Origin of the sequence: Streptosporangium brasiliense (genome assembly GCF_030811595.1) — a bacterium.
Classification (GTDB): domain Bacteria; phylum Actinomycetota; class Actinomycetes; order Streptosporangiales; family Streptosporangiaceae; genus Streptosporangium; species Streptosporangium brasiliense.
Map to the genome: position 1 here is coordinate 1,633,473 of NZ_JAUSRB010000002.1, position 24,404 is coordinate 1,657,876.

A 24,404-nucleotide genomic window follows, 5' to 3' on the forward strand; every position below is an offset into this window, starting at 1 on the left:
CTCCTCCGCGGCCGCGACCCGGCCCGGGAGTGACCGAGACGGCACGGAAGAACACAGAGCGGTAACGATGAACCGTTCTCCATGATTCCTACTTGACTGGTAGGCAGTGCGGGTTCTTATATACGCATAACCGACTTATTAAGTAGGAATTAGGGAGTAGTCATGAACGCTCGCAGGGTCCGCGGGGTGGTGGCCGCACTGGCCGCACTGGCGCTCACGACCTTGGCGACCGCCTGCGGGGGCTCGGAGACGACGGGGACGGCGGCCTCCGCCGGCGGCGGGGACAAGCTCGCGGAGGTCCGGCTCGGATACTTCCCCAACATCACCCACTCCACGGCGCTGGTCGGCATCGAGAAGGGCCTGTTCGCCAAGCACCTCGGCGCCACCAAGCTCAAGACCAGCACCTTCAACGCCGGCCCGGCCGCGATCGAGGCGGTCTTCTCGGGCGCGGTCGACGCCACCTACATCGGCCCCAACCCGGCCATCAACGCCTGGGCCAAGTCCAAGGGCAAGGCGATCAAGATCGTCGCGGGCTCGGCCTCCGGCGGCGTCTACCTGGTCGTCAAGCCCGAGATCAACGGGGTCGAGGACCTCAGGGGCAAGAAGATCGCCACACCGCAGCTCGGCAACACCCAGGACGTTGCCCTGCGCTACTGGCTGCAGGAGAAGGGCCTGAAGACCGACACCAAGGGCGGCGGCGACGTCAACATCGTCCCGCAGGAGAACTCGCAGACCCTGCAGACCTTCGCCACCGGCGACATCGACGGCGCCTGGGTGCCCGAGCCGTTCGCCAGCCGCCTGGTCCTGGAGAGCAAGGGCAAGATCCTCGTCGACGAGCGCGACCTCTGGCCGGACAAGCAGTTCGTCATCACCCACCTGATCGTCCGCCAGGAGTTCGCCGCCCAGCACCCCGAGACGGTCAAGCAGCTCCTCGAAGGGCACGTCGAGTCCAACGCCGCGATCAACGCCGACCCGGCCGACGCCGCCAAGACCGTCAACAGCGCGCTGGAGAAGCTGAGCGGCAAGCCGCTCAAGCAGGAGGTCCTCGACAGCGTCTTCAAGAACATCACCTTCACCAACGACCCGATCGCCTCCTCGCTGATCGGCAGCGCGGACCACGCGATCAAGATCGGGCTGCTGCAGCCGGTCGACCTGAACGGCATCTACGACCTCAACCCCCTCAACGAGATCCTCAAGGCCAAGGGCGAGACCGCGGTCGTCGACAAGTAAACGCCCGATCGGTCCCCCAGGTCCCCCAGGAGGAGGGCACATGACAGCTCCGCTCAGGGAGCGGACGGAAGGCCGGACCGCGGGCTCGCCGCCCGCGGTCCGGCTGGACGGCGTCTCCAAGATCTACGGCCAGGGCAAGAACGGTCTCCTGGCCCTCGACAACGTCTCGCTCTCCGTCGAGCCGGGCGAGTTCGTCTGCCTGCTCGGCGCCTCCGGCTGCGGCAAGAGCACGCTGCTCTCCCTGGTCGCCGGGCTCGACAACCCCACGGCGGGCCGGATCGGCACCGAGGGCCGCAAGATCGCCATGATGTTCCAGGAACCCGCCCTGTTCCCCTGGCTCACCGTCTCGGCCAACGTCGAGATGGCGCTGCGGGTCCAGGGCGTGGCCAAGCGCGACCGTCAGGCCAGGGCGGGGGAGTTCCTGGAGATCGTCCATCTGGGCGGCTTCGGCGCCAAGCGCCCGCACGAGCTGTCGGGCGGCATGCGCCAGCGGGTGTCCCTGGCCCGCGCGCTCGCCCAGGACGCGGACGTGCTGCTGATGGACGAGCCGTTCGGCGCCCTGGACGCGATGACCCGCGACCTGCTCCACGACGAGCTGGAGCGGATCTGGCGCGAGCGCGGTCTCAGCGTGCTGTTCGTCACCCACAACGTCCGCGAGGCCGTACGGCTCGGCGACCGGGTGGTCCTGCTCAGCAGCCGCCCCGGCCGGGTCGTCGAGGACTTCGCGGTCACCCTCGACCGGCCCCGCCGCACCGACTCGGCGGAGGTGGCCGAGATCGCCGGAGCCATAACCGGCCGCCTGCGCGAGGAGGTGATGCGCCATGGCCGTTGACCAGGTGACCCCCGACACCCATGCCCGGCAGCTCGCCGGACTCGACGCCCTGGAGCTGGGCGGCGGCACGCGCAGCAGGCTCGCCCCCCGGATCTGGGGCCGCGTCTGGCCGATGGCACTGGCGGCCGGCATGGTGCTGGCGATCTGGCAGGGCGTGGTGTGGGCCGGCTTCTGGCCGGACTACGTCTTCGCCGGGCCGACCGACGTGGTCCCGGTCCTCGCCGACCGCCTGACCAGCGGCGAATACTGGGAGGCCATCGGCGTGACGATGCGCCGCGCGGTGTCCGGCTTCGCCGTGTCGGTGCTGGCCGGGCTGGTCATCGGAGCGCTGGTGTCCCGGGTCCGGGTGCTCAGGGCCGCCTTCGGCTCGCTGATCACCGGTCTGCAGACCATGCCGTCGATCGCCTGGTTCCCGCTGGCCATCCTGCTGTTCGGGCTGACCGAGAGCGCGATCACCTTCGTGGTCATCCTCGGCGCCGTGCCGTCCATCGCCAACGGCCTGATCGGCGGGGTGGACTACACGCCGCCGATCCTGCTGCGCGCCGGCCACGTGCTCGGCTTCCGCCGCCTCCAGCTCTACCGCCACGTGATCCTGCCGGCGTCGCTGCCGTCGTTCCTCGCCGGGCTCAAGCAGGGCTGGGCCTTCGCCTGGCGCTCGCTGATGGCCGGCGAGCTGGTGGTCATCATCGCCCACCAGTCCTCGCTGGGCGAGCGGCTCTACTACGACCGCGAGCTCGCCGACTCGGCCGGCCTGCTCGCCACCATGATCATTATTCTGGTCATCGGCATCGGGGTGGACCTGCTGTTCGAGACAGCCGACAACTCCCTGCGCCGCCGCTGGGGCCTCCAGCAGGTGCGCAACTGACGCCATGCGGATCTCCGCCAGAACCCAGTACGCGCTGCGGGCCGCCACCGAACTGGCCGCCGCGCCGCCCGGCCCCGTGCCCGCCGAGAAGATCGCGGTGGCGCAGAACATCCCCCGGAGGTTCCTGGACAACATCCTGCTGCAACTGCGGCGGGCCGGGCTCATCCACAGCCAGCGCGGCCCCGACGGGGGCTACTGGCTGGCCCGGCCGGCCGAGGAGATCACTCTGGCCGATGTGGTCATGGTGGTCGAGGGCAACCCCGAGCACTCCCAGCACGGCGGCTACCCGGGGGTCGCCGGGCCCCTGGCCGACGTGTGGAGCCTGCTGCGCGAGCACGAGGAGACGCTGCTCACCGAGATCACCCTCGCCCACATCGCCAAGGACGCGCTCCCCGACGCCCGCCCCGGCCACGCCCAGTACGACCAGGCGGTGAAGGGGCCGCGGGACCCGCGCCGGTCAGTGGAAGACCTTCAGGCCGACGATCCCGGCCACCACCAGCAGCAGGCAGGCGATCCGGGCCGCTGACGACGGCTCGTCGAGCCAGACCATGCCGACGAGCGCCGTGCCGACCGCGCCGATCCCGACCCACACCGCGTAGGCGGTGCCGACCGGGATGAACTTCAACGCGTAGCCGAGCCCGGCCATGCTCAGGACCAGCGTCACCACGAAGATCACGGTGGGCAGCGGCCTGGAGAACCCGTCGGATCTCTCCAGGGCGACCGCCCAGGCCGTCTCCATCGCTCCGGACACCACCAGAATCAACCACGCCACCGGCCGCCTCCCGATCCCTTTCCTCGCCGTACCCGTCACGCGCGCTCACCGACCGTGGCATGATAACCACGGTCAGAGGTTGCAATGATTTTCATAATCAGATTGGATCGTCGTCGTGAGGGTGGCATTCGTCGGTAAGGGCGGCAGCGGCAAGACGACCGTGTCGGCGCTGTTCGCGAGATACACCGCCCGCCGGGGCCGGCCGGTCGTCGCGATCGACGCCGACATCAACCAGCACCTGGGCATGGCCCTGGGTGTGGCGGAGGGTGCGCTGCCCCGGCCGATGGGCGCGCACCTGAGCGAGATCAAGGAGTTCCTGCGCGGGGTCAACCCGCGCATCTCCTCGGCCGCGACGATGGTCAAGACCACCCCGCCCGGCCGCGGCTCGCGGCTGCTGCGCCTGGAGGAGCCCGACGACCCGATCCACGCCGCCTTCACCGCCGCCACCCCGGACGGAGCGCGGCTGATGGTCACCGGCCCGTTCGACGACGACGACCTCGGGGTGGCCTGCTACCACTCCAAGGTCGGCGCGGTGGAGCTGTATCTCAACCACCTCGTCGACGGGGCGGGCGAATACGTGGTGGTCGACATGACCGCCGGGGCCGACTCCTTCGCCTCGGGGCTGTTCACCCGTTTCGACATGACGTTCCTGGTGGCCGAGCCGACCCGGCAGGGCGTGGGGGTCTACCGGCAATACCGCGACTACGCGGCCGGCTACGGCGTGCCGGTGGCGGTGGTGGGCAACAAGGTGCACGGGCCGGAGGACGTCGAGTTCCTGCGCGAGCACGTCGGCGAGGACCTGCTGGTGTGCCTGGAGCACTCGGCGGCGGTCCGGGCGATGGAGCAGGGGCGCCGTTTCACCCTGGAGGACCTGGAGCCGGCCAACACCGAGGCCCTGGGCAGGCTCCTGAAGCACCTGGACGCCCAGGAGAAGGACTGGCCCCGGTTCGGCCGCCAGGCCGTGGAGTTCCATCTCAGGAACGCCGCGGCCTGGGCGGACAGGGCCACCGGGGAAGACCTCGCCGCCCAGATCGACCCCGACTTCGTCTTCGGGCCCACGCGAGTGTCGCTCCTGCGCTAGATGGAGCGCTCAGCGGGCCCGACCTAGTGTCTGAACGATCCCCTTCTGAGAGGAGAACGCAGCATGTCGCTGACCGTTTCGAACGATCTTCTCGATCAGGCGAAAGCCGGCGACGTGGACGACGAGGCATTCGTCGCCTGCGTCCGCGACTCCCTGCCCTACGCCTGGTCGGTGATCAGCGAGCTGGTCGAGCAGCGTTACCGCAGCGGCGCCGAGTTCACCGACAACACCGTCCCGCCGCCGGACGAGAGCGCCCGCGGCCAGCTCCTGCGCTGCCTCGCCAGCGACTCCATGCGCGGCGCCCTGGAGCGGCACTTCGGGGTCCGGCTGGCCTTCCAGAACTGCCACCGGGTCGCGGTCTTCCACCCGTCGGCCACCGAGGCCCACGCGGAGTTCGTCACCGCCAGGTCCCAGATCCTCAACCAGATGCCCGAACTGGTCGACTGCTAGGGGCGCCGTCCACGGACCCGGGGCAGCACCTCCGCCCCGAGCCGCCTGATGTTGCCGAGGGTGCGGGCCTGCTCGCCCGCGCCCTCGACCATGAGGATCAGGTGCCGCAGCCCGGTGGCCTCCACGGTCCGGGTGATCCTCTCCACGCAGCGGCCGGGCGAGCCGACGGGGTGCGTGTCGCACAGGAAGTCCACATACCGGCCGATGTCGCGCCGGGGCCGCGGCCGGCCGTCCACCGGCACGTATCCCGCCAGCCCCGGCTCCAGCCACCGCGGCATGGCCTCCTTCAGTTCCCTGACGGCCTGCGCCGTCGAGTCGCCCACGTGCCCCACGACCGCCGCCACGTGTCCGGGCGTGGGCGGCCCCGCCGGCCCGCCCAGCCCCCCGCCGGCGCCAGGTCCCCGCCCGCCGGGCCCCCGGACCGCCTCCCCGTCGGCCCCTCCGGCGCCAGGTCCCCGTCCGCCTGGCTCCCCGCCCTCCCGGCCGCCCGGCGCCCGCCGTACGGCCGCCTCCCGGTAGTCGCGGAGCATGGCGGCCTTCTCCTCGTCCCCGATGTGCATGCCCAGCAGCATCGGAAGCCCTCGATCGGCGGCGAGCGCCACGGTCTCCGGCGAGGTGCAGGCGACGACCGGCCGGAGCCGGACCGCGGGCACCATGGGCACCTCCCTGAACCGGAAGAACTCCCCGTCCGCCGAGACCGTCTCCCGGCCCAGGGCCCTGCACAGCAGGTCGAGCGACTCGGCGAAGCCGCGCTCGAACCGCGCCAGCCCCGTCCCGAACACCTCCAGGTCCACCCACGGCCCGCCCCTCCCGACACCGAGCGTGAACCGCCCCCCGGAGACCTGGTCGAGGACCGCCGCCTGCTCCGCGAGGTCGACCGGGTGCCGGGTCGACAGCACGCTCACCGCCGTCCCGACCCGGATCCGCGAGGTACGGCCCAGCGCCACCCCGGCCAGCGTCACCGCCGACGGGCACACGCCGTACGGCATGAAGTGGTGCTCGGCGATCCACGCGTCGTCGAACCCCGCCTCCTCGGCGGCGACGACCGCCTCCACCGTCTCCCGCAACACCGCCCCCGGCTCCCGCCCCGGGAACCCGGCCGCAATCAGAAAGACACCGATACGCATGGTGAGTACTTTGAAACGGCGCGCGTGGACAGGGAAGGCCGGATCGCCGTTCCGGCCGGACCCCGCGGAGATCCAGGACCCCGGACAGGCGACAACGTCGCCTTCGCGAAGATAGACGGTGAGATCGTCGTCATTCCGAGAAAGAACGTCACACCACCGAGTTCGGACCAGGACGCATGGCACGATGGAGAGGGAGGCGGAGATGAACTTTGACGCGGTGAAAGCACGGCTTACCGAGCTGTGCCAGCAGTTCGGCATCAGCGAGCTGTCCGTCTTCGGATCCGCCGCGCGAGGAGAGGAGCGGCCGGACAGCGACCTCGACCTCCTGTACGTCCACGCCGAGGGCGCCCCGCTCGGCCTCCTTGAGATCATGACGCTTCAGGAGGAGCTAGAGGCTCTCTTCGACCGCCCTGTCGACCTGGTGGCCAAGCGCTACCTCAATGAGACGATCAAGGATCAGATCCTGCATGACGCCCGAGTCCTCTACGCGGCGTGACGAGCTCTACCTCGCCGACATCGTCAAGTCTGCGCGATCCATCGCGACCTTTCTCAAGGGCGTAGAGGAAGATCAGTGGCTCCATGACGAGCAGCTGCAGTCAGCCGTGCAGTGGAAGATCATGAACATCGGCGAAGCCGCGAACGGCATAAGCGAAGCCACCAGAGCCAGGCGTCCCGAGGTCGCCTGGCGATCCATCCGGGGCCTCCGGAACATCCTCGCCCATGCCTACTTCTCGATAGACCTCAGCGCGGTCTGGAAAACGTCCAAAGTCGATGTCCCCATCCTGGAAAGGCATGCGCTGGACCTTCTCTGGCTGATCAACCCCGACTCCGCGAAACAGCTTGAACCACCCGGTGGCTCGGCCGGCGGGCGGCTTTCCTAGCCGAACAGCCCTAGCTGGCCCTCTCCGGCCAGGGGGTTGCGGTGTCTCTTGAGGTGGCGCCAGCGGGGCAGGTCGTCCAGGTAGGACCAGGACAGCCGGTGGTGCTCGGTCGGGCCGAGCTCGGCCAGGGCCTTCTGGTGAACCGGGGAGGGGTAGCCCGCGTTGTCGGCGAAGCCGTAGTCCGCCAGTCCGAGTGAGGCCATGTAGGCGTCGCGGCGGACCTTGGCGATCACCGAGGCGGCGGCCACGGAGACGCAGGACAGATCACCTTTGATCTCGCACCGGACCGGCCACGGCGCGCCCAGGTAGTCGTGCTTGCCGTCGAGGATGACCGCGTCGGGCCTGACCGGCAGCTCCGCCAGCGCCCGTCTGGCCGCCCGGCGCAGGGCCTCGGTCATGCCGAGCTCGTCGATCTCCTCGTGCGACGCCTCGCCGTACCCGATCCCGGCCGCCCAGCCGGTGATCTCGGCCACCATGGACGCACGGCGGGCGGGGCTGAGCATCTTGGAGTCGGTCAGGCCCGCGGGCGGCTCCGACAGGTCCGTGACGACCGCGCAGACCGCCACCGGCCCGGCCCAGGCCCCTCGCCCGACCTCGTCGACCCCGGCCACTGTCTTCGTCCCGCCGGCCGACAGCAGTCGCTCAAGCGCGTAGGAGGGAGGCACGCCCCCGACGTTACCGGGCGGCGAGCTCCACCGCCTCCAGGTCGGCGGCCAGCAGGCGGGCGGCGACGTGGACGGCGCGCAGGGTGACGGAGACGGCGGGGCGGTGGACGCCGGAGGCACGGGCGACGGCGTGGACGTCGCGGCCGACCGGGGCGCCGGGAAACTCGCGGACGACGATGCCGCGGACCCCGGAGGCCAGGGCCAGGGCGGGGACGGCCGCGATGCCGATGCCCTTGGCGACCAGGCCGAGGATGGTGCCCAGGCCCTCGAACTCCCACGGCACCGGCTGGGCGCCGCCGAAGTCGGCCAGCAGGCGGTCGACGGCCAGGCGGGAGGGCTCGCCGTCCGGGGTGGCCATCCACGGCTCGTCACGGAGCTCCCGCAGGTCCACGGGCTCGTCCAGCGAGGCGAGGCGGTGCTTGCGCGGCACCACGAGCACCAGCGGATCGTGCAGCAGCGGGAAGACCCGCAGCGTGTCGGACTCGCGCACCCGGCCGTACCAGTCGTCCACCAGGGCGATGTCCACCTCGCCCGACTGGACCTCGCGCATCCCCCGCCCGGAGCGTCCCTGACCCATCCGCAGGGTCAGCGCGGTGTGCCGGCGCAGCGTCCGGGCCAGGGCGGGCGCGAAGGCCACCGCGGCGGTGGGGAAGGCGGTGACGGTGACCCGGCCGGAAGGGGTCGCCGCCTGGGCGGACAGGTCGGACTCGGCGGTCTCGACCATGGACAGGATCCGTTCGGCGTGCTCGACCAGGCGGCGCCCGGCGTCGGTCAGCTCCGCGCTGCGCGCGGTCCGGTCGAGGAGCACGGCCCCGGCCTCCCGTTCCAGGGCCGCCAGCTGCTGGGAGACCGCCGACGGGCTGTAGCCGAGGGAGGCGGCGGTGGCCGCGATGCTTCCCCGGCGGGCGAACTCGCAGATCACCGCCAGACGGCGCAGATCGAGCATCAGACTTCCTTATGCCTACCCACAGTAACCAAAGCTTGTGCTGATGCCTACAGCCCACCACGCTTGGGAACGTTCCGCAATGAGCGAGAGGACTCCCCATGAACGTGACGCTCTCCGCCACGTTGGCGGCCAACGAGGACATCGAACGAAGACGGCGCGCCGGTGAGCGCGTGCTGCACCTGGCCTTCGGAGAGGCCGGTCTGCCCGTTCATCCGGCGCTGCGCGAGCGGCTGATCGCCGCCTCCGAGCACAACGGATACGGGCCGGTGGCCGGGGCGGCCGCGCTGCGCGAGTCGGCGGCCGGATACTGGCACCGGCGGGGCCTGCCCACCGATCCGGAGCTGGTGGTCTGCGGCCCCGGGAGCAAGTCCCTGCTGTACGGCCTGCTGCTGGCGATCGGCGGCGACATCGTGCTGCCGATGCCGAGCTGGGTCAGCTACGCCGCCCAGGCGGACCTGGTCGGGGCACGTCCCCTGCTCGTACCGGCGCCCCCCGGCGAGGGAGGGGTGCCGGACCCCGAGCGGGTCGCCTCCGCGGTCCTGCACGCGCGATCCCAGGGGCGCGAGGTGCGCTCGCTGCTGGTCACGCTGCCCGACAACCCCACCGGCACGCTGGCCGCCGCGCACACGATCAGGCGGATCGCCGAGGTCGCCCGCGACCTCGATCTCATGATCATCTCTGATGAGATCTACCGCGATCTCGTCCACGACCCCGCCGCGCGCTTCCTCAGCCCGGCCGACCTGGCCCCCGAACGCACCGTGATCACCAGCGGGCTCAGCAAGAGCCTCGCCCTCGGCGGCTGGCGGATCGGCGTCGCCCGGCTCCCGTCCGTGGCGCTGCGCGACCGGCTGCTCGCCGTGGCCAGCGAGATCTGGTCCAGCCCCGCGGCCCCCGTCCAGCAGGCGGCGGCCTACGCCTACACCGAGCCCGCCGAGCTCGTCGAGCGGATCGACGACAGCCGCAGGCTGCACGGCACGGTGGCGCGGGCGGTGCATGAGAGGTTCGTCCGGGCAGGTGTGCGGGTGGACGCGCCGCAGGGCGGCTTCTACCTCTACCCCGACTTCACCGGGCTGGCCTACGCGACCTCCGCCGAGCTGACCGCGGACCTGCTCGACAGCCACGGCGTCGGAGTGCTCCCCGGACACGCCTTCGGCGACGATCCCAGGGCCCTGCGGGTGCGGGTGGCGACCAGCCTCCTGTACGGCGAGACGACCGAGCGGCGACTGGCCGCGCTGGGCTCCGCCGACCCCCTCGGACTGCCCTGGATCTCGGCCTCGCTGGACCACCTGAGCGAGGCTCTGACCGGCCTCAACACGGCGCGACGGGTCCCCAGCAGGCTCGTGCGCACAGCCCTGGTCCCGACCCCGGCGGCGGGGTGATCACCGACAGCCGCACTTGGGGGAAAATTTACTCGGGTGGCACCGGCGCCTGAGACCACATCCGCGCGGCTGACCTGCGCTTTTGCGCTTCACGCGCCAGGGAGACAGGCATTTTCCTGGATGCTCACCAAGATGTCCCGTGTCATTTGGCACCGGGCATCGCGAAGAGCCCTCATCATGTGCTCATGCCCGCTTTTGTCACCCTGTCCGGGCGCTCCGTGCGCCTGGAACCGCTCAGCCTCGCGGCCGTCGACGACCTCGTCGCCGCGGCGAGTGAAGACCGTTCTACTTACGCCTTCACTCGCGTCCCCCATGGCCGGGGCGAGATGGTCTCCTACGTGGAGGCCACTCTGGCTGAGCAGGCGGAGGGCCGCACGATGCCCTTCGCCATCCGGTGGCTGCACACCGACCGCGTCGTCGGTGCCACCCGTCTCATGAACCTGGAGTACTGGCAGGGCCCCATGCCCTGGCCGCCGGGTGCACATGGTGCGGTGGGCGAGGTCCCGTCCGTGGCGGACATCGGTTACACCTGGCTGGCCGCTTCGGCCCAGGGCACGGGTGTCAACCGGGAGAGCAAATACCTGATGCTCTCACTCGCCTTCGAGACCTGGCAGGTCCACCGCATCACGCTCAAGGCTGACGTACGGAACGTACGCTCCCGGGCCGCCATCGAGGCCCTCGGCGCACACCTCGACGGTGTGCGACGGGCTGAGACCCGAGGCGCCGACGACACGGTCCGAGATACCGCCTACTACTCGATCCTGAGCTCCGAGTGGCCGCTCGTCCGAGAACGGCTCCACGCGCGGCTCGGTCTGGTCGAGGCCGCGTAGAGGCGTCCCCGAAACTTCGATGACTTCATGGAACAGAAAGGCCCGCCCGGGACTCCGGGCGGGCCTGATGTTCCTCCGGCGGCCGGTCCGGCCGGCCTCCGGCCTCACTCGTCGTCGTCGCCGTCGACCTCGTAGATGTAGTCCCACCTGCCGCACAGCTTCTTCTTGGCCTGGTTGTTGTCCCAGTAGCAGACCCGGACCTGGACGTTGTCGACGTCGCCCTTCCAGAAGTGGAAGTTCTGGTAGCCGCTGGAGCCGCACTTCTTGCTCCAGTAGTAGGACTCGTCGCCGTCCTCGTTCTCGAACTTGACCTGGGCGTAGCCGCACAGCCAGCTCGGCGAGTACTTGTCGTAGAGCTTGCCCTGGACGTGGACCCTGTCGAAGCCGTCGGTCCACACGCGCCCCTTGGCCTTGGCGCGGGAGTCGTCGTAGTACTTGGAGTAGTCGTAGCCCCAGTAGTCGTCGTAGTCACTGGTGGCGGTCGTGCTCGCGGTGAGCGTGGCGGCCGAGGCGGAGGTGGCCAGGGCCGGGACGCCGGCCGCGATGACGGCGGTGGCGGCGGCCAGGCCCATGAGGGTGCGGGTGGTGCGGCGCATCATGGTTCTCCCTGAGGGTGGGGCGGCTCCCTTTTCCTGGTGGAGGAGCCATGGCTCATTGATAAGGCGCACCGCCTGCACCGCACTTACAGTGCCTTTATCAACGCCTGATCGGCGCCTGCAAACTACTGACATGTCGGGCATGGCAGCCCCCGTATGGCGCCATGCCCGACAGCCCTCAGCATCACGTTGACGGCTCAACGCCCGATTGACGGCTAATCAACGCTTCGGTTAACGAGCGAGCGGCCATCTATGGAGTAAGCAACCAAGGATCTATCATTTGGCCATAAAACTTTCCATTGATGCGGAGATCAGAGAAATGGCCGTTCAGGACAGCGGAGACGGACTGCGCTTCGCCGTACTCGGCCCTGTCCAGGCGTGGCGTGGCGGCATCGAGCTCGATCTGGGCACTCCTTTGCAACGTTCCATCCTGGCGATGCTGCTGCTGCGCGAGAACCGGGCGGTCACGCCGGGCGAGGTGATCGACGCGGTCTGGGGGGAGGACGCCCCGCCACGCGCCCTCGGGGCGCTGCGCACCTACGTCTCCCGGCTGCGGGCCGTGCTGGAGCCCGGCAGGTCCCCCCGCACCCGCCCCGAGCTGCTCACCTCGGTCGGCCGGGGCTACGCGCTGCGCCTGAACGGCGGTGTCCTCGACCTGAGCCTCTTCGACCAGGGCGTCCAGGAGGCCGAGACCGCCCGCCGCGCCGGCGACCTCGCCGGGGCCGCCGAGAGCCTGCGCGCGAGCCTCGCGCTGTGCACCGGCGAGCCACTGGCCGGGGCCGTCGGCCCCTACGCCGAGCACCAGCGCGACCGGCTCGTCGAGCGCCGGATGAGCGTGCTGGAGACCCTGATGGACCTGGACCTGGAGCTGGGCCGGCACGCCGACGTCGTCTCCGAGCTGATCGCACTGACCGCCGACCACCCGCTCCGCGAGCGGCTGCGGGCCCAGCTCATGCTGGCCTACTACCGGTGCGGGCGGCAGGCCGAGGCGCTGGCGGCCTTCGCCGACACCCGCGCCGCGCTGATCGAGGAGCTCGGCATCGAGCCGGGCCCCGACCTGAGCGCCCTGCACCAACGGATCCTCACCGGAGACCCGGGCCTCACCCCCGCCCCGGTCTCCGCCCCCGCTCCCGCCTCCGTCTCCGGCGCCGACCCGGTACGGCCCACGCCCGCCGACGCCGCCGGGCCCGTCCGGGAGGCGGAGGCCGCCGAGCCCGTGATCCCCGAGCTGCCACGCCCGGCGCAGCTCCCCGCGGCGGTGAACGATTTCACCGGCCGCCGCCAGATCGTCGCCCGGCTGTGCACCCTGCTGTCCACCCAGGGCGGGGCCGACGGGGTGCCGGTGGCCGCCATCTCCGGGATCGGAGGGGTCGGCAAGACGACGCTCGCGGTGCACGTCGCCCACACCCTGCACGACCTGTTCCCCGACGGCCAGCTCTACGCCGACCTGCGCGGATACGGTGAGGATCCGGCCGCCCCCGAGTCCGTGCTGGCGGCCTTCCTCCGCGGGCTCGGCCTGCCCGCCGACGTCATCCCGGACGGCCTGGCCGAGCGGTCGGCGCTGTTCCGCTCGATCCTGGCCGAGCGGCGGATGCTGGTGCTGCTCGACAACGCCAGGGACGCCGCCCAGGTCAGCCACCTGCTGCCCGGCTCGACCGGTTGCGCGGCGATCGTGACCAGCCGTCACAAGCTCGCCGACCTGGCCTCGGCCCGGCTGGTCGACCTGGACGTCATGGAGCCGGACGAGGCGCTGGGCCTGTTCGGCACGGTCGCCGGCGCCGAGCGGGTGGCCGCCGAGCGCGCCGCCGCCATGGACGCCGTCGCCGCCTGCGGCTTCCTGCCGCTCGCGGTGCGGATCGTGGCGGCGCGCCTGGCCGCCCGCGCCTCCTGGACGGTCGCCTCGCTGGTGTCCCGGCTGGCCGACGAGCGCCGCCGCCTGGACGAGATGCGCGTGGGCAACCTGGCGGTGGAGGCGACCTTCGCCCTCGGTTACGGCCAGCTCGGCCCGGCGCAGGCCCGGGCGTTCCGGCTGCTCTCCCTGCCCGGCGGCCCGGACATCTCGATCGGGGCCGCCGCCGCGCTGCTCGCGCTGAGCCCGATGGACACCGAGGACATCCTGGAGTCCCTGGTGGACGCCAGCCTGCTGGAGGCCCCCGCCCCCGGCCGCTACCGCTTCCACGACCTGCTCAAGCTCTTCGCCCGCCGCACCGCGGAGCGCGCCGAGGGGGAGACCGGACCGCCGGCCGGGGCGGCGGGCGCCGCCGCCGACGGGGAGGGCGCGCCCGCGCTGCGCCGGCTGCTCGACTTCTACCTGGCCTCCGCGCGGTCGGCGCACCGGCTCGCCTACGAAGGCAGCACGGTCGCCGACCAGCTCGCGGTGGCCGGGCCGGGCCACGCGTTCGGCTCGGCCGACGAGGCCGTGGCCTGGCTGTCGGTCGAGGCGGAGTCACTGTTCGCGTCGATCGCCCAGGCGAGCGGCGCCCGGGCGGCCGAGGCCCTGCTGCCCGGCGCCGACCTGCTGCTGGCCATGGAGCCGCTGCTGGAGTCGGGCAGCCACGCCCGGGAGTTCGAGCAGCGGACCAGGGAGATGCTGGCCGTCGCCCAGCGGCTCGGCGCCACCTCCAGCGAGCTGCGCTGCCACTACGTGCTGGGCCGGGTGCTGTTCGGCGCCAACCGGCTGGCCGAGGCCGACAGCGAGTTCCGGGCGTCGCTGGACCTGGCCGCCGGGGGCGACCGGATCGTCACCGGCGAGGCGATGAACGCGCTGGCCGTCGTGGCCGGCCGCCGGCGCCGCCACGTGGAGGCGCTGGCCTGGTTCGACTCGGCGCGCGAGGTGTTCAGGGAGGTCGGCGCGCGGGGCGGTGAGGCCCTGGCGCTCAGCTACTCCGCCCGCGACCACCTGTTCCTGGGCCAGCAGGAAGAGGCGACCGCCGCCGCCGAGCAGGGGCTGGCCGTCTTCATCGAGATGGGCTCCAGCGCGGGCACCGCCCGGGCCCGCTACCACCTGGGGATGGTCCTGTCGCGGGTCGGGCGGCTCAACGAGGCGGTCCACCATCATGCCGAGTGCCTGGCTTTCTTCCGGGCCAGCAAGCAGCGGGTGTGGGAGCAGCGGGTCTGCTCGCGGCTGGCCGAGACGTTCATCACCGCCGGCCGGTTCTCCGATGCCACCCGCCACGCGGAGCAGGCCCTGACGGTCAGCCGCGAGATCGGCCACCCGTACGGCGAGGCGCTGTCGCTGTGGGTGCTAGGCAGGGCGCTCGCGGGGCTCGGCAGCACCGCCCGCAGCCGCGACTGTCTCCAGCGCGCCCATGACATCTTCGTCAGGCTCGGCGCGCCCGAGGCCGCGGACCTGCGTGCCCTGCTCGATCGCGACCACGTCGGCAACTGACCCGAGTCCGTCGTACAGGTCGTCGTCTAAACGCGTCATCCAGAAGTGGTTGATCACCGGGGTCCCTGTCGGTCTGAGCCTGGAGTCGGATGGATGTGGGTGCCCGGCCAGCCGTCAGGCCATCGGGTGACGCGTAGGGGGCCCGGTCATCCGGTGCGTCACCCGGTGGCCGGCCGCCTCACTTCGACGACCGGCCGGACTCGAACACGGTCCCTTTCCCCCCGGGATCCGTGCCCACAGCCAGAGCATGTCCCCCGGCGCTCAACATTCGATCAAAAAGCGATCGGCAGGGATATCCACAGCCTGTGGACGATCACCCTGTGGATATGTGGAAAAACCCTTCGGCGATCAGTGGGCGGAGCGCTCCGGGGGCCTTGGACCGCAGCTCATCGGGGTCCTCCCCGGTGAGCTCCGCGATCGCGGCGAGCAGCGGGTCCAGTGGATAATCACCGTCGCAGACCCCGGCGAGAGCCGCTTCCACGGTCCCCACCTGTGCACTGCGGCGCAGCCCGCCGGTCTGCCTGAGCGTGATCCTCGCCGGGTCCTCCGCGCCGGGCGGGCCGATCCGTTCCTCCAGCACGCCGTCGGCCAGCGCCAGCCGGGCGCCCAGCAGCTCCTCGTCGGACAGCCGGTGCGCCGCGGCGATCGAGCCCAGCACCCCGTCGACGTAGCCGCCGACCGGCAGCTCCACCCGCTGGCCGAACTCCTCGACCCGCACGACCGGGTCGAGGCTGCCGGAGTCGTGCACGGTGATCCAGCCGAAGCCGATCCCGGTGACGCCGAGGGACTCGAACCAGCCGAGCCAGCCGTCGTAGAGCTCGCGGTAGCGGGGGGTGCCCTGCTCGGCGGCGTCCCGCAGCCACAGCTCCACGTATTCGGCCGGGTCCTGCACGTCCCGCTGCACCACCCAGCCGTCGCAGCCGGTCCCGGTCAGCCAGCCGCCCACCCGGTCCCGCCAGTCTTCGCCGCCGACGTGCAGCCAGTTGGCCAGCAGCTGGCAGGTGCCGCCGGGCGCGAGGAAGCGGGGGGCCAGCCGTACGAGGTCGCGGCAGAAGCCGTCGGCCGCGGAGCCGGACTCCCGGTAGGTGAACCGGCCGGCGGGGGAGATCACGAACGGCGGGTTGGAGACGATCAGGTCGAAGCGGTCGCCCTCGACGGGATCGAACAGGGAGCCGCGCCGGGCCTCCACCCCCTCGACCCCGGACAGCGCCCAGCTCAGCCGGGCCATCTCCAGGGCGCGGGGATTGACGTCGGTGGCCACGATCTCCTCGGCCCGGCCGGCCAGGTGCAGCACCTGCACCCCGCACCCGGTGCCGAGGTCGAGGGCGCGCCCCACCGGGCGGCGGGAGACCAGCTGGGCCAGGTTCGCCGAGGCCCCGCCCGCGCCGACGACGTGCTCCTCGCGCAGGGCGGGGTCGCCGGGCCTGACCTTGCGGTCGGAGACGACGTAGCCGCCCGTCTCCCAGGGCTGCAGGTGGACCGTGGAGGTGATCCGGCCCGCCTCCGCCCTCACCAGGCCGGCGGCGGCCAGGTCGGCCACCGGGAGGGCGGCGGGCGCGTCCACCGGCACGCCGAGCCACCACAGCCGGATCAGCGTGCCGAGGAGGTCTCTGTCGCGGGTGGCGCGCAGGGCGGGCACCGTCTCCTCGCGGGAGAGCGCGGTGGCGGCGACCTCGCCGAGCCGCTCGCGGACGCCGTCGATGGTGTAGCCGGCGTCGAGCAGTAGCTCCCTGAGCCGGACAGGCAGATCGTTCACCGGGCCATCCTCGCATCAGCGGCCTCATCACCCCCTCGATGCACAGAGTGATCAGACTGTTACAGATTGCGTAAGCATTCTGCAAGCCGACCTCAAGCACGGAGGGGTAATTCTGTAGAGCCGCCTCATCCGCTCAAAGGATCCGTGATGTTGATCCCATGCTTCGCCTGTGAGTCCCGTTTCCGCCCTGATGAGTATTTCCGCGCCTGCCACGACTACAACCGGGGGATGGACCTGGTCGCCTGGACCTGTCCCCGCTGCGGCAACCGGGACGAGCTGCGGGTCCTGCCCGGGGAGCTGGGCTTCGGCTATCCCCGGCGCGGCAGGTTCGACGTCTGCGACCGGGTGCGCGTGCCCGGCCTGCGCCGCCGCCGCCAGGACCTGCGGCTGGACATCTCGCTGGACGAGGAGGTCTGGCGGGTCCCCACCCGGCTGCGCCGGCTGGCGGGAGCGCGCTGAGGCCGTGCCTGCCGGCGGGAGCGCGCCGAGGCCCCCCGGGGACGGAGCCCGCGCGGGTCCGGGGTCAGGCGGGCTGCTGGCGCAGGCTCTGCCAGGCCGCCTCGCACAGGCCCGCTATCTCCTCCTGGGTGGGCTGGTGGGCGCCGGCGAACCACAGGCGGCACATCTCGGTGGCGGGGCCGAGCCAGAGCACGTAGCACATGGTCGGGTGGACCGGCTGGAGCAGGCCGTCCTTCATGTGGGGGCGCCACCAGTCGGAGACCTGCTTGAAGAACGCACGGCGCGAATCCGACACCTCGGTGCCGCCCGGCTCGTCGCGCTTGGGCGGCCGTTCGCTGATCAGCAGGTGCGCCCGCTCGCGGTTCTCGCCGCACCAGGCCATGTGCAGTGCGACGATGGCCTCGATGCCCTCCTTGGCGCCCTCGTGCCGCTGCAGCTCGGCGAGGAAGACCTCCTGATACATCCGGAGGGTGTCGGCGTAGAGCACGCCGTAGACGTGTTCCTTGCTCGCGAAGTGGTGGTAAAAACTACCGACGCTGACGCCGCTCTCCTCGCGGAGGCTGGCCAGTGTGGTGGCCGAGACGCCGTCCTGGCTGAATCGGCGCAGGGCACCCTCGATGATCCGGGTGCGGCCGTCGCGTCCGCTCTTGGCACTCTTCACAAGGTCAATGGTGCGGCAACAGAACCTTGTTCCGCAAATATCGCGGGGACGCCTCAGATCGAGTCGAGCATATCGCCTCGGCTGCGACGGCCCGCCCCAGACCTGGGAGACCGCCCCGGACGGGTCACAGGTCCACCGCCGCCGTCACCTGGACGGCCCCGCCGGAGGCCCGCATGGTCGCCTCCGGCCACGCTCTGCGGACCATCGACAGCACCTTGCGGTTGTCGCCGAGCACGTCCATCCCGAGCGTCCGGGCCCCGCCGACGGAGGCCCGGCGGAGCAGCCGCCGGGTGAGCCGGGAGCCGACCCCGCGCCCCTGCCACTCGTCGGCCACCACCAGGGCGATCTCGATGTCGGTCGCATCCCCCTTGAAGCTCATCGCGTGGCCGACGACGCTCTCCCCGCGTACGGCGAGCAGCGCGTCCCGTCGCTCGTCCACCGCGAGCAGCGCCCTGACCAGGCTCGCGCTCGGCCGGGTGATCCGGGTGAAGAATCGCTGCGTCTGCGTCCGCGGCGACAGTCCCGCGAGGAAGCGACGGATCCGCTCCTCGTCGTCCGCCCGGGCCGGCCGGATCTCGACGCCGTCGCCGGGTACGGCCGGCGACGGGCCGTGGTGCGCCCACGCGAGCTGAGTTCGCATCATGGACTTAGAGTCGCCCCGCCAGGCTGAGTATGTCAACTAGACTTAGATGGCGTTGGAGGTGACGCCATGGCGACTTACGATGCGGACATGAGTGAGGCGGCCTCCGGTGACATGCCCCTGCGGGTGAACAACTGCTCCATCGAGCGCGCCTTGGCCATCGTCGGCGAGAAGTGGTCGTTCCTCGTGCTCAGGGAGGCGTTCAGGGGGGTCCGCCGCTTCGCCGACATGCAGGCCGCCACCGGGGCGCCCAGACAGGTGCTCAGCGCCCGGCTGACCCGGCTGGTGGATGAGGGGCTGCTGCGCAAGGTCCCCTACCGCGAGCCCGGCCAGCGCCGCCGGGACGAATACCGGCTGACCCAGATGGGGCTCGACCTCTACCCGACCATGGTCGCGCTGATGCGGTGGGGTGACCGCTATCTCGCCGACCGGGAGGGGCCGGCGGTGCTGCTGACCCACCGCGGCTGCGGGGCCCCGCTCGAACAGCACTTCCGCTGCGCCGACGGCCACGAGGTCGCCGGCCCCCGGGAGGTCACCCCGCACCCAGGGCCGGGTCTGCGCCCGCCCGCCGTAGCGCGCGCAGGCAGCGCCGGAGGCTGAGCACCGAGATCAGCGCCGCGCCGCCGAGCAGCACCGCGACCGCCGTGGTCCGCACGAGCAGGTAGGTCTCCAGGGGCTGGCTGAGCAGCAGCCACAGGCTCAGCCCCGCATTGAGGAGTTGCGCGCCGCCCCACAGCACCGACTGCCCCACGAAGAAGCGGCGCATCCGCGGATGCTCCAGCAGGTGCTCGGGGAACGGGACCAGGTCGGTCGCCACCCGCTGGACCAGCGGCCGCCGCAGCCGCGCGGTGAGCAGGAAGCCCATGCTCGCGCAGAAGACACCGAGACAGGACGGCAGGAAGAACAGCGCGGGGTTCTCGGCCACCCAGGCCAGCACCATCCGGACCGTGATCGTCCCGGCGGCCAGGATCACCGTGCCGGGCACCGGCCCGCGCCTGGCCAGCCGCCAGGCGATCCCGCCGTAGACCCAGGCCACCGCCACGGCCAGCGCGCCGTACGGGCCGAAGAACACCAGCCCGACGTAGAAGACGGCGACCGGGAGGATCATCCCCTCCAGCACCCGGGGTGCGGCGTGCCGCAGCAGCGCCCCGAGCCGGGGCAGCGCGACCGGGACCACGGGGGGCGACAGGAGCAGAGTCATCAGGCGCGGGCTCCGGAGATCATGGAACGTTCCGGGGATGGATCCACCCGACCGTACGGGATGTCCGGAGCGTCCGGAAGACTTCCCGCGACTCCGACGATCGGGCGTTCCGGGCACCCTACTACGGCGGAAGACGTGGTCGAGGGAGAGAGCGGTGCCCCCGGTGCCTACTCTTGGGAGCGTGTACCGGTTCCTTCTGACTCCTCGATGGCTCGCCCTTCACGTGGTGGTCCTGCTGGTCATCCCCGCTTTCGTGTTCCTGGGGCAATGGCAGTTCGGGCGTTACGAGGAGCGGTCCACCACCAGTCACGAGGTCACCGCCAACCTGGCGGCCGCGCCCGTGCCCGTGGACAGGCTGACCACGCCCGGCGGCACGGTGCGCGTCCAGGACAAATACCACCCTGTGACGGCGACGGGGACGTTCGACGCGGCCCACCAGCTCCTGGTCCGCCGCCGCGTCCAGGACAGCGTGGTCGGCTTCTACGTGCTCACCCCGCTGGACATCGGCAACGGCCGGGGCGTGCTGGTCAACCGGGGCTGGGTCAAGGCGGGCGCCACGGCCGACGCCCTCCCCGAGGTGCCCGCGCCGAGCACGGGTGAGGTGACTGTCACCGGCCGGATACGGCCCACCGAGACCGAGGAGTCCTCGGGCATCCAGGACCGGGCGGGCCTCCCGCCGGGCCAGGTCCTGCTGATCAACACCGAGGCGATCGGGCGGGGCCTGCCGTACAAGCTCCTGGGCGGATACGTGGAGCTGACCGAGCAGTCGCCCAAGGCAGCGGCGGCGCCGGCCCCGGTGCCCGAGCCGGACGTCGGCGCGGGCGGCGGGCTCAACCTGGCCTACGGCGTGCAGTGGTGGCTGTTCATCGGGATCGCGGTCGGCGGCTGGGCGCTGCTGATCCGCCGGGAGGCCGCCGACCTCAGGGCCGAGGAGGCCAAGAAGGCGGCCCACCCCGTCGACGCCTGATGTCCCCGCCACCCGGCGCTGGATAGGTTGGAGCCCGTGATCCGGCATATCGAGTTCGCGCGGCTGCACAATTTCCGGGACGTGGGCGGATACTCCACCGAAGACGGGCTGGAGGTGCGCTGGCAGCGGCTCTACCGGTCCGACTCGCTGCACTGGCTCGCCGACGACGACCTCGGCCGCTTCGAGGCGCTCGGCGTCCGGACGGTGATCGACCTGCGCCATCCCGAGGAGGTCGAGCGCCGGGGCCGGGCGCCCCACGGCCCGCTCTACCACAACTTCTCGGTGGAGCACCGGCGCTGGAACGTCGAGCGTGACTACCTGCCCGACGCCGGGATCGCCCGGTTCTTCGCCGACCGCTACCACGAGGTGGCCCACGACGGGAAGGTCGAGATCAGGAGCGCCCTGGAGATGATCGCCGAGGCGGGCAACGCCCCGGTGGTGGTCCACTGCGCGGCGGGCAAGGACCGCACCGGGGTGCTCACGGCACTGGTGCTGCGGCTGCTGTCGGTGCCGGAGGAGGACGTGATCGCCGACTACGCGCTGACCGGGCTGGCCACGCCCCGGCTGATCGCGTACTGGCAGCGGGAGAATCCGGGCGAGCCGGTGCCGTGGCCGGGTTTCGGCCAGGCGCCCGCCGAGGCGATGCGGCTGTTCCTGACCGAACTCGGCCCGGTCCGCGACTACTGCGCGCGGATCCTGAAAATCGACGAAAAGGTCATAACTTCCCTTCGACAACATCTTCTGAAAAATCCCGATATTCGGACGATCTCTGGGTAGGGGCACCGATCAGGGCCCGCCAAGAGCAGCACCCTCAGGGCGGGTCCGCCCCCGGGGCCGCCGCCTTTCCCCCTGTGGCGGCCCCGGGACCGGTGGGGAGGCATTACAGATACCAAGCGGAGACCTCGCAGCTTGATGAGTGTTATGCCAGCGACGTACGGTTTACCGCGTGACTACGCCGCTGCTCCCCGACCCCGAGCCCAGGCGGCGGGATTATGTGATCGTTTCAGCCGATGATCATTTGATCGAGCCGCCCGACATGTTCGAAGGCCGGCTCCCCGAGAAATACGCCGACCTCGCCCCCAAGGTGGTCGAGACCGAGTCGGGTCACCAGGTCTGGCGCTACGGCGGGGCCACCTACCCGTGCGCCGGGCTCGACGTGGGCGCCGGCCTGCCGCGCGAGCAGTGGACGCTCGACCCGGTGCGGTTCGAGCACATGCGGCCGGGCTGCCACGACATCGAGGCCCGCATCGAGGACATGGACCGGGCCGGCGTCTGGGCGGCACTGTGCTTCCCCGGCATGCTGGCCGGGCAGTCCGGGATGGTCTTCGCCAAGACCCGCGACCAGGAGCTGGGGCTGTCGGTCCTGCGGGCGTGGAACGACTGGCACGTCGACGTCTGGGCGGGCACCTACCCGGAGCGGATCATCGCCCTGCAGCTCCCCTGGCTGACCGACCCGGAGATCGCCGCCAAGGAGATCCGGGAGAACGCGACCCGCGGTTTCAAGGCCGTGCTCTTCCCCGAGTTCCCCACGCGCCTGCGCCTGCCGTCCATCCACAGCGACCACTGGGACCCGTTCTTCCAGGCGTGCGAGGAGACGGGGACCGTCGTCTGCCTGCACGCAGGCGCGGGCTCCTGGGCCCCGGTGCCGTCCCCGGACACCCCGATCGAGGCGATCACCACCCTGATGCCGGCCAGCGCCATGTTCGCCTGCGCCGACTGGCTCTGGTCGGGCGTGCCGCTGCGCTTCCCCGCGCTGCGGATCCTGATCGTGGAGGGCGGCGTGGGCTGGCTGCCGATGCTGGCCGAGCGGGCCGACTACGCCCTGGACCACCCGGTCGCGGGCGAGGCGGCCTGGGAGGGCGGCCTGAAGCCCAGCGAGGTCCTGCGCCGCAACTTCTTCTTCGGCACGCTCAACGACCACGCCCTGTCAGGGGTGCGCCTGGCGGTGGGCCTGGAGCACGTCCTGCTGGAGAGCGGCTACCCGCACTCCGACTCCACCTGGCCCGACACGCAGAAGGCCGTCGCGACGAACCTGGGCAGCCTGCCGCCCGCCGACATCGCCAGGGTGGCCTACGGCAACGCCGCCCGCCTGTTCGGCCACCCGCTGCCCTCCCGCGCCTGGCTCAGGATGGAAAAGCTCTGACCTGCCTGCGCTCCCAGTCGACGTAGCGGCCGCTCTCGCCGAGCAGCGAGCCCATCAGCCAGAGGAAGACGCCGAAGTCGTCGGCCACCCCGATGAGCACCAGGAAGTCCGGGACGACGTCGACCGGCGAGAGGATGTAGAGCACGCCCAGGCCCATCATGGCCAGCTTGCTCTTGCCCATGCCGGGATACCGCCCGCGCATCACCGCGCCGATCATCTTCGGGATGGCCCGCAGACGGGCGCCGAGGCCGGGCGAGCCCGGCTCCGTCACGCTCTTGTACGTCCGCCAGGCCTGTGCCGCACGCGCCGCCTTCGCCATGGGGGAACCTCCTCGGAGCACGTTCGTCTGGCGGCTTACTACCCCGCCGTTTCACGATATAACGCGTCACCTCCGCGCCGGGTTCCCGCGGCCAGCCGGGCCATCCCGCGCCGGGTTCCCGCCGCCCGATGGGTCATCCCGTGGCGGGTTCCTGCGGCCGCCGGGCCGTCCCGCGCCGGGAGCCGGCTCCTGTACGGCCCGCCGGGTCATCCCGCGGCGGGAGCCAGCTCCCGTACGGCCTGCGCGATCGGGACCTCGCCACCGGGGATGGGGGCGAGCACCGGGGTGTCCAGCCCGCTGTCCACGTACTCCCGGATCCTGGCCCGGCACGTCGCCGCGTCGCCGTGCACGACGAGCGCGTCCACGACCTCGTCCGGGATGGCCTTGAGGGCCGCCTGGCGGTCGCCCGCGGCCCAGGCCTCATGCATCGGCCGCAGCACCTCACCGCGCCCCAGCCACTCGTGGAAGGCGGCGTAGACCGGGACGGTCAGATAGGCGGCGAGCATCCGCCGGCCGAGCTCCCGCACCCGCTCCGCGTCCTCGCTGACGCACACGAACAGCCGGGCGATCAGCTCGGTCTCCGGGGTGAGCTCGGCCCTGACCTTCCGCACGTCCTGCGGCGAGAGCCAGTTGGTGATCGCGCCGTCGGCCTCGGCGGCGGCCAGGCGGAGCATCCGGGGCCGCAGCGCGGCGAGCACGATCTTCGGCGGGACCTCGGGGGCGCGCTCCAGCCTGAAGCCCTTCACCTCGAACGTCTCGTACTTCTCGGTGACCTTCTCCCCCGCGAGGGCCCTCCTCAGGAAGCGCAGGGTGTCTCTGGTCCTGGCGAACGGCCTGACGAACTCACCGGCGTTCCACCGCTCGACGATGGCCGGGGAGGAGGCCCCGACGCCCAGGACGAACCGTCCGGGGGCGAGGTCGGCGAGCGTGGCGGCCGACATGGCCAGCAGGCCGGGCCCCCGGGTGGAGACCGGGACGATCGCGCTGCCGAGCCGCAGGCCGGGGGCCCATTCGGCGGCCAGTGCCAGCGGCACGAAGCCGTCGACGCCGTTGACCTCTGCCGACCAGACGTCGGTGTAGCCGAGCCCGGGCAGTTCGGCGACCAGTTCCCTGGATCCGGCCAGCGTGCGGTCGTAGAAGGGAACCGTCATCCCCCAGCGTGCGCCTGTAGCCATCTGCCGCCTCCGTGTCCGTGGTCGCTGTCCAGAACGACATT

The 24,404-nt window shown here is 71.5% G+C and carries 27 protein-coding genes; 16 read left to right on the forward strand and 11 right to left on the reverse strand.

The window, feature by feature from the left end; genetic code table 11:
• The first annotated feature begins 162 nt into the window (after positions 1-162).
• From J2S55_RS16055 to J2S55_RS16070, 4 genes are read left to right on the forward strand one after another with little or no spacing between them, the layout of a single operon-like run.
• Positions 163-1,230, forward strand: a complete 1,068-nt coding sequence (locus J2S55_RS16055) for an ABC transporter substrate-binding protein (protein WP_306861341.1) — start codon at positions 163-165, stop codon at positions 1,228-1,230.
• A 40-nt stretch (positions 1,231-1,270) separates the two neighbouring features.
• Positions 1,271-2,062, forward strand: a complete 792-nt coding sequence (locus tag J2S55_RS16060) for an ABC transporter ATP-binding protein (protein WP_306861343.1) — start codon at positions 1,271-1,273, stop codon at positions 2,060-2,062.
• Positions 2,052-2,927 (forward strand): ABC transporter permease, encoded by an 876-nt coding sequence (locus tag J2S55_RS16065; protein WP_306861345.1) that lies wholly within the window; start codon positions 2,052-2,054, stop codon positions 2,925-2,927. Before J2S55_RS16060 ends, J2S55_RS16065 begins: the two co-directional genes overlap by 11 nt.
• A 4-nt stretch (positions 2,928-2,931) precedes the next feature.
• Positions 2,932-3,453, forward strand: a complete 522-nt coding sequence (locus J2S55_RS16070) for an RrF2 family transcriptional regulator (RefSeq protein WP_306861347.1) — start codon at positions 2,932-2,934, stop codon at positions 3,451-3,453.
• Here the strand turns inward: J2S55_RS16070 and J2S55_RS16075 are convergent.
• Entirely contained in the window at positions 3,385-3,699 is a 315-nt protein-coding gene (locus J2S55_RS16075; RefSeq protein WP_306861349.1) for a DMT family transporter, read from the reverse strand. The two genes, J2S55_RS16070 and J2S55_RS16075, sit on opposite strands and share 69 nt — an antisense overlap.
• Before the next feature lie 115 nt (positions 3,700-3,814).
• Between J2S55_RS16075 and J2S55_RS16080 the strand changes: the two genes are divergently transcribed.
• Both J2S55_RS16080 and J2S55_RS16085 read left to right on the forward strand, forming a co-directional pair.
• Positions 3,815-4,780, forward strand: coding sequence for an ATP-binding protein (locus tag J2S55_RS16080; RefSeq protein ID WP_306861351.1), 966 nt, complete (start codon positions 3,815-3,817; stop codon positions 4,778-4,780).
• 63 nt (positions 4,781-4,843) lie between these two features.
• On the forward strand, positions 4,844-5,230 hold the full coding sequence (locus tag J2S55_RS16085; RefSeq protein WP_306861352.1) for an SCO5389 family protein: 387 nt from the start codon (positions 4,844-4,846) through the stop codon (positions 5,228-5,230).
• On the opposite strand, the gene J2S55_RS16090 is transcribed toward J2S55_RS16085, so the two are convergent.
• Positions 5,227-6,357: an LLM class flavin-dependent oxidoreductase gene (locus tag J2S55_RS16090; RefSeq protein ID WP_306861354.1), complete on the reverse strand. Its 1,131-nt coding sequence runs from the start codon at positions 6,355-6,357 to the stop codon at positions 5,227-5,229. The genes J2S55_RS16085 and J2S55_RS16090 overlap by 4 nt on opposite strands.
• A gap of 202 nt (positions 6,358-6,559) precedes the next feature.
• On the opposite strand from J2S55_RS16090, the gene J2S55_RS16095 reads away from it, so the two are divergent.
• Positions 6,560-6,853: a nucleotidyltransferase family protein gene (locus J2S55_RS16095; protein ID WP_306861356.1), complete on the forward strand. Its 294-nt coding sequence runs from the start codon at positions 6,560-6,562 to the stop codon at positions 6,851-6,853.
• Entirely contained in the window at positions 6,825-7,238 is a 414-nt protein-coding gene (locus tag J2S55_RS16100) for a HepT-like ribonuclease domain-containing protein (RefSeq protein WP_306861358.1), read from the forward strand. The genes J2S55_RS16095 and J2S55_RS16100 overlap by 29 nt, the downstream gene beginning before the upstream one ends.
• On the opposite strand, the gene rnhB is transcribed toward J2S55_RS16100, so the two are convergent.
• The gene (gene rnhB, locus J2S55_RS16105) at positions 7,235-7,903 is read right to left on the reverse strand and encodes a ribonuclease HII (protein ID WP_306861360.1); all 669 of its coding nucleotides are present in this window, start codon (positions 7,901-7,903) and stop codon (positions 7,235-7,237) included. The genes J2S55_RS16100 and rnhB overlap by 4 nt on opposite strands.
• A 10-nt stretch (positions 7,904-7,913) precedes the next feature.
• Positions 7,914-8,849, reverse strand: a complete 936-nt coding sequence (locus J2S55_RS16110) for a LysR family transcriptional regulator (protein WP_306861362.1) — start codon at positions 8,847-8,849, stop codon at positions 7,914-7,916.
• A 98-nt stretch (positions 8,850-8,947) separates the two neighbouring features.
• Between J2S55_RS16110 and J2S55_RS16115 the strand changes: the two genes are divergently transcribed.
• Together J2S55_RS16115 and J2S55_RS16120 are read left to right on the forward strand one after the other, a co-directional pair.
• Positions 8,948-10,228, forward strand: coding sequence for a pyridoxal phosphate-dependent aminotransferase (locus J2S55_RS16115; protein WP_306861364.1), 1,281 nt, complete (start codon positions 8,948-8,950; stop codon positions 10,226-10,228).
• Positions 10,229-10,413: 185 nt separating this feature from the next.
• Positions 10,414-11,058 carry a GNAT family N-acetyltransferase gene (locus tag J2S55_RS16120; RefSeq protein ID WP_306861366.1) on the forward strand — a complete coding sequence of 215 codons (645 nt, stop codon included), beginning with the start codon at positions 10,414-10,416 and terminating at the stop codon, positions 11,056-11,058.
• A gap of 104 nt (positions 11,059-11,162) precedes the next feature.
• Here the strand turns inward: J2S55_RS16120 and J2S55_RS16125 are convergent, their stop codons facing one another.
• Entirely contained in the window at positions 11,163-11,657 is a 495-nt protein-coding gene (locus J2S55_RS16125) for a hypothetical protein (protein ID WP_306861368.1), read from the reverse strand.
• A 316-nt stretch (positions 11,658-11,973) separates the two neighbouring features.
• Here J2S55_RS16125 and J2S55_RS16130 point away from each other — a divergent pair, with 316 nt between their 5' ends.
• Positions 11,974-15,042 carry an AfsR/SARP family transcriptional regulator gene (locus tag J2S55_RS16130; RefSeq protein ID WP_306861369.1) on the forward strand — a complete coding sequence of 1,023 codons (3,069 nt, stop codon included), beginning with the start codon at positions 11,974-11,976 and terminating at the stop codon, positions 15,040-15,042.
• 313 nt (positions 15,043-15,355) lie between these two features.
• On the opposite strand, the gene J2S55_RS16135 is transcribed toward J2S55_RS16130, so the two are convergent.
• The gene (locus tag J2S55_RS16135; protein ID WP_306861371.1) at positions 15,356-16,798 is read right to left on the reverse strand and encodes a DUF7059 domain-containing protein; all 1,443 of its coding nucleotides are present in this window, start codon (positions 16,796-16,798) and stop codon (positions 15,356-15,358) included.
• A 147-nt stretch (positions 16,799-16,945) separates the two neighbouring features.
• Here J2S55_RS16135 and J2S55_RS16140 point away from each other — a divergent pair, with 147 nt between their 5' ends.
• On the forward strand, positions 16,946-17,257 hold the full coding sequence (locus tag J2S55_RS16140; protein ID WP_306861373.1) for a hypothetical protein: 312 nt from the start codon (positions 16,946-16,948) through the stop codon (positions 17,255-17,257).
• 64 nt (positions 17,258-17,321) lie between these two features.
• Here J2S55_RS16140 and J2S55_RS16145 read toward each other — a convergent pair whose 3' ends face one another.
• Positions 17,322-17,918: a TetR/AcrR family transcriptional regulator gene (locus J2S55_RS16145; protein ID WP_306861375.1), complete on the reverse strand. Its 597-nt coding sequence runs from the start codon at positions 17,916-17,918 to the stop codon at positions 17,322-17,324.
• 124 nt (positions 17,919-18,042) lie between these two features.
• A complete protein-coding gene (locus J2S55_RS16150) occupies positions 18,043-18,561 on the reverse strand; it encodes a GNAT family N-acetyltransferase (protein ID WP_306861377.1) in 519 nt (172 codons plus the stop codon).
• Positions 18,562-18,648: 87 nt separating this feature from the next.
• On the opposite strand from J2S55_RS16150, the gene J2S55_RS16155 reads away from it, so the two are divergent.
• The gene (locus tag J2S55_RS16155) at positions 18,649-19,158 is read left to right on the forward strand and encodes a winged helix-turn-helix transcriptional regulator (protein WP_306861379.1); all 510 of its coding nucleotides are present in this window, start codon (positions 18,649-18,651) and stop codon (positions 19,156-19,158) included.
• Here J2S55_RS16155 and J2S55_RS16160 read toward each other — a convergent pair.
• A complete protein-coding gene (locus tag J2S55_RS16160; RefSeq protein WP_306861382.1) occupies positions 19,091-19,759 on the reverse strand; it encodes a VC0807 family protein in 669 nt (222 codons plus the stop codon). The genes J2S55_RS16155 and J2S55_RS16160 overlap by 68 nt on opposite strands.
• A 181-nt stretch (positions 19,760-19,940) precedes the next feature.
• Here J2S55_RS16160 and J2S55_RS16165 point away from each other — a divergent pair, with 181 nt between their 5' ends.
• The 3 genes from J2S55_RS16165 to J2S55_RS16175 all read left to right on the forward strand — a co-directional run bounded on the left by J2S55_RS16165 (position 19,941) and on the right by J2S55_RS16175 (position 22,869).
• Positions 19,941-20,726: an SURF1 family cytochrome oxidase biogenesis protein gene (locus J2S55_RS16165; protein WP_306861384.1), complete on the forward strand. Its 786-nt coding sequence runs from the start codon at positions 19,941-19,943 to the stop codon at positions 20,724-20,726.
• A 36-nt stretch (positions 20,727-20,762) separates the two neighbouring features.
• Positions 20,763-21,503, forward strand: coding sequence for a tyrosine-protein phosphatase (locus J2S55_RS16170; protein ID WP_306861386.1), 741 nt, complete (start codon positions 20,763-20,765; stop codon positions 21,501-21,503).
• Positions 21,504-21,672: 169 nt separating this feature from the next.
• On the forward strand, positions 21,673-22,869 hold the full coding sequence (locus tag J2S55_RS16175) for an amidohydrolase family protein (protein ID WP_306861388.1): 1,197 nt from the start codon (positions 21,673-21,675) through the stop codon (positions 22,867-22,869).
• On the opposite strand, the gene J2S55_RS16180 is transcribed toward J2S55_RS16175, so the two are convergent.
• A complete protein-coding gene (locus tag J2S55_RS16180) occupies positions 22,850-23,188 on the reverse strand; it encodes a YkvA family protein (RefSeq protein ID WP_306861390.1) in 339 nt (112 codons plus the stop codon). The genes J2S55_RS16175 and J2S55_RS16180 overlap by 20 nt on opposite strands.
• Before the next feature lie 206 nt (positions 23,189-23,394).
• Positions 23,395-24,363, reverse strand: coding sequence for an LLM class F420-dependent oxidoreductase (locus tag J2S55_RS16185; protein ID WP_306861392.1), 969 nt, complete (start codon positions 24,361-24,363; stop codon positions 23,395-23,397).
• Positions 24,364-24,404: the final 41 nt, after the last annotated feature.

Coding starts and splice junctions, on each gene's coding strand:
- J2S55_RS16065 (WP_306861345.1), top strand. CDS start 2,052: ATGGCCGTTGACCAGGTGACCCCCGACACCCATGCCCGGCAGCTCGCC.
- J2S55_RS16085 (WP_306861352.1), top strand. CDS start 4,844: ATGTCGCTGACCGTTTCGAACGATCTTCTCGATCAGGCGAAAGCCGGC.
- J2S55_RS16185 (WP_306861392.1), bottom strand. CDS start 24,363: ATGGCTACAGGCGCACGCTGGGGGATGACGGTTCCCTTCTACGACCGC.
- J2S55_RS16090 (WP_306861354.1), bottom strand. CDS start 6,357: ATGCGTATCGGTGTCTTTCTGATTGCGGCCGGGTTCCCGGGGCGGGAG.
- J2S55_RS16110 (WP_306861362.1), bottom strand. CDS start 8,849: ATGCTCGATCTGCGCCGTCTGGCGGTGATCTGCGAGTTCGCCCGCCGG.
- J2S55_RS16150 (WP_306861377.1), bottom strand. CDS start 18,561: ATGATGCGAACTCAGCTCGCGTGGGCGCACCACGGCCCGTCGCCGGCC.
- J2S55_RS16140 (WP_306861373.1), top strand. CDS start 16,946: ATGTTGATCCCATGCTTCGCCTGTGAGTCCCGTTTCCGCCCTGATGAG.
- J2S55_RS16115 (WP_306861364.1), top strand. CDS start 8,948: ATGAACGTGACGCTCTCCGCCACGTTGGCGGCCAACGAGGACATCGAA.
- J2S55_RS16125 (WP_306861368.1), bottom strand. CDS start 11,657: ATGATGCGCCGCACCACCCGCACCCTCATGGGCCTGGCCGCCGCCACC.
- J2S55_RS16180 (WP_306861390.1), bottom strand. CDS start 23,188: ATGGCGAAGGCGGCGCGTGCGGCACAGGCCTGGCGGACGTACAAGAGC.
- J2S55_RS16160 (WP_306861382.1), bottom strand. CDS start 19,759: ATGACTCTGCTCCTGTCGCCCCCCGTGGTCCCGGTCGCGCTGCCCCGG.
- J2S55_RS16060 (WP_306861343.1), top strand. CDS start 1,271: ATGACAGCTCCGCTCAGGGAGCGGACGGAAGGCCGGACCGCGGGCTCG.
- J2S55_RS16100 (WP_306861358.1), top strand. CDS start 6,825: ATGACGCCCGAGTCCTCTACGCGGCGTGACGAGCTCTACCTCGCCGAC.
- J2S55_RS16120 (WP_306861366.1), top strand. CDS start 10,414: ATGCCCGCTTTTGTCACCCTGTCCGGGCGCTCCGTGCGCCTGGAACCG.
- J2S55_RS16055 (WP_306861341.1), top strand. CDS start 163: ATGAACGCTCGCAGGGTCCGCGGGGTGGTGGCCGCACTGGCCGCACTG.
- J2S55_RS16155 (WP_306861379.1), top strand. CDS start 18,649: ATGAGTGAGGCGGCCTCCGGTGACATGCCCCTGCGGGTGAACAACTGC.
- J2S55_RS16095 (WP_306861356.1), top strand. CDS start 6,560: ATGAACTTTGACGCGGTGAAAGCACGGCTTACCGAGCTGTGCCAGCAG.
- J2S55_RS16070 (WP_306861347.1), top strand. CDS start 2,932: ATGCGGATCTCCGCCAGAACCCAGTACGCGCTGCGGGCCGCCACCGAA.
- J2S55_RS16130 (WP_306861369.1), top strand. CDS start 11,974: ATGGCCGTTCAGGACAGCGGAGACGGACTGCGCTTCGCCGTACTCGGC.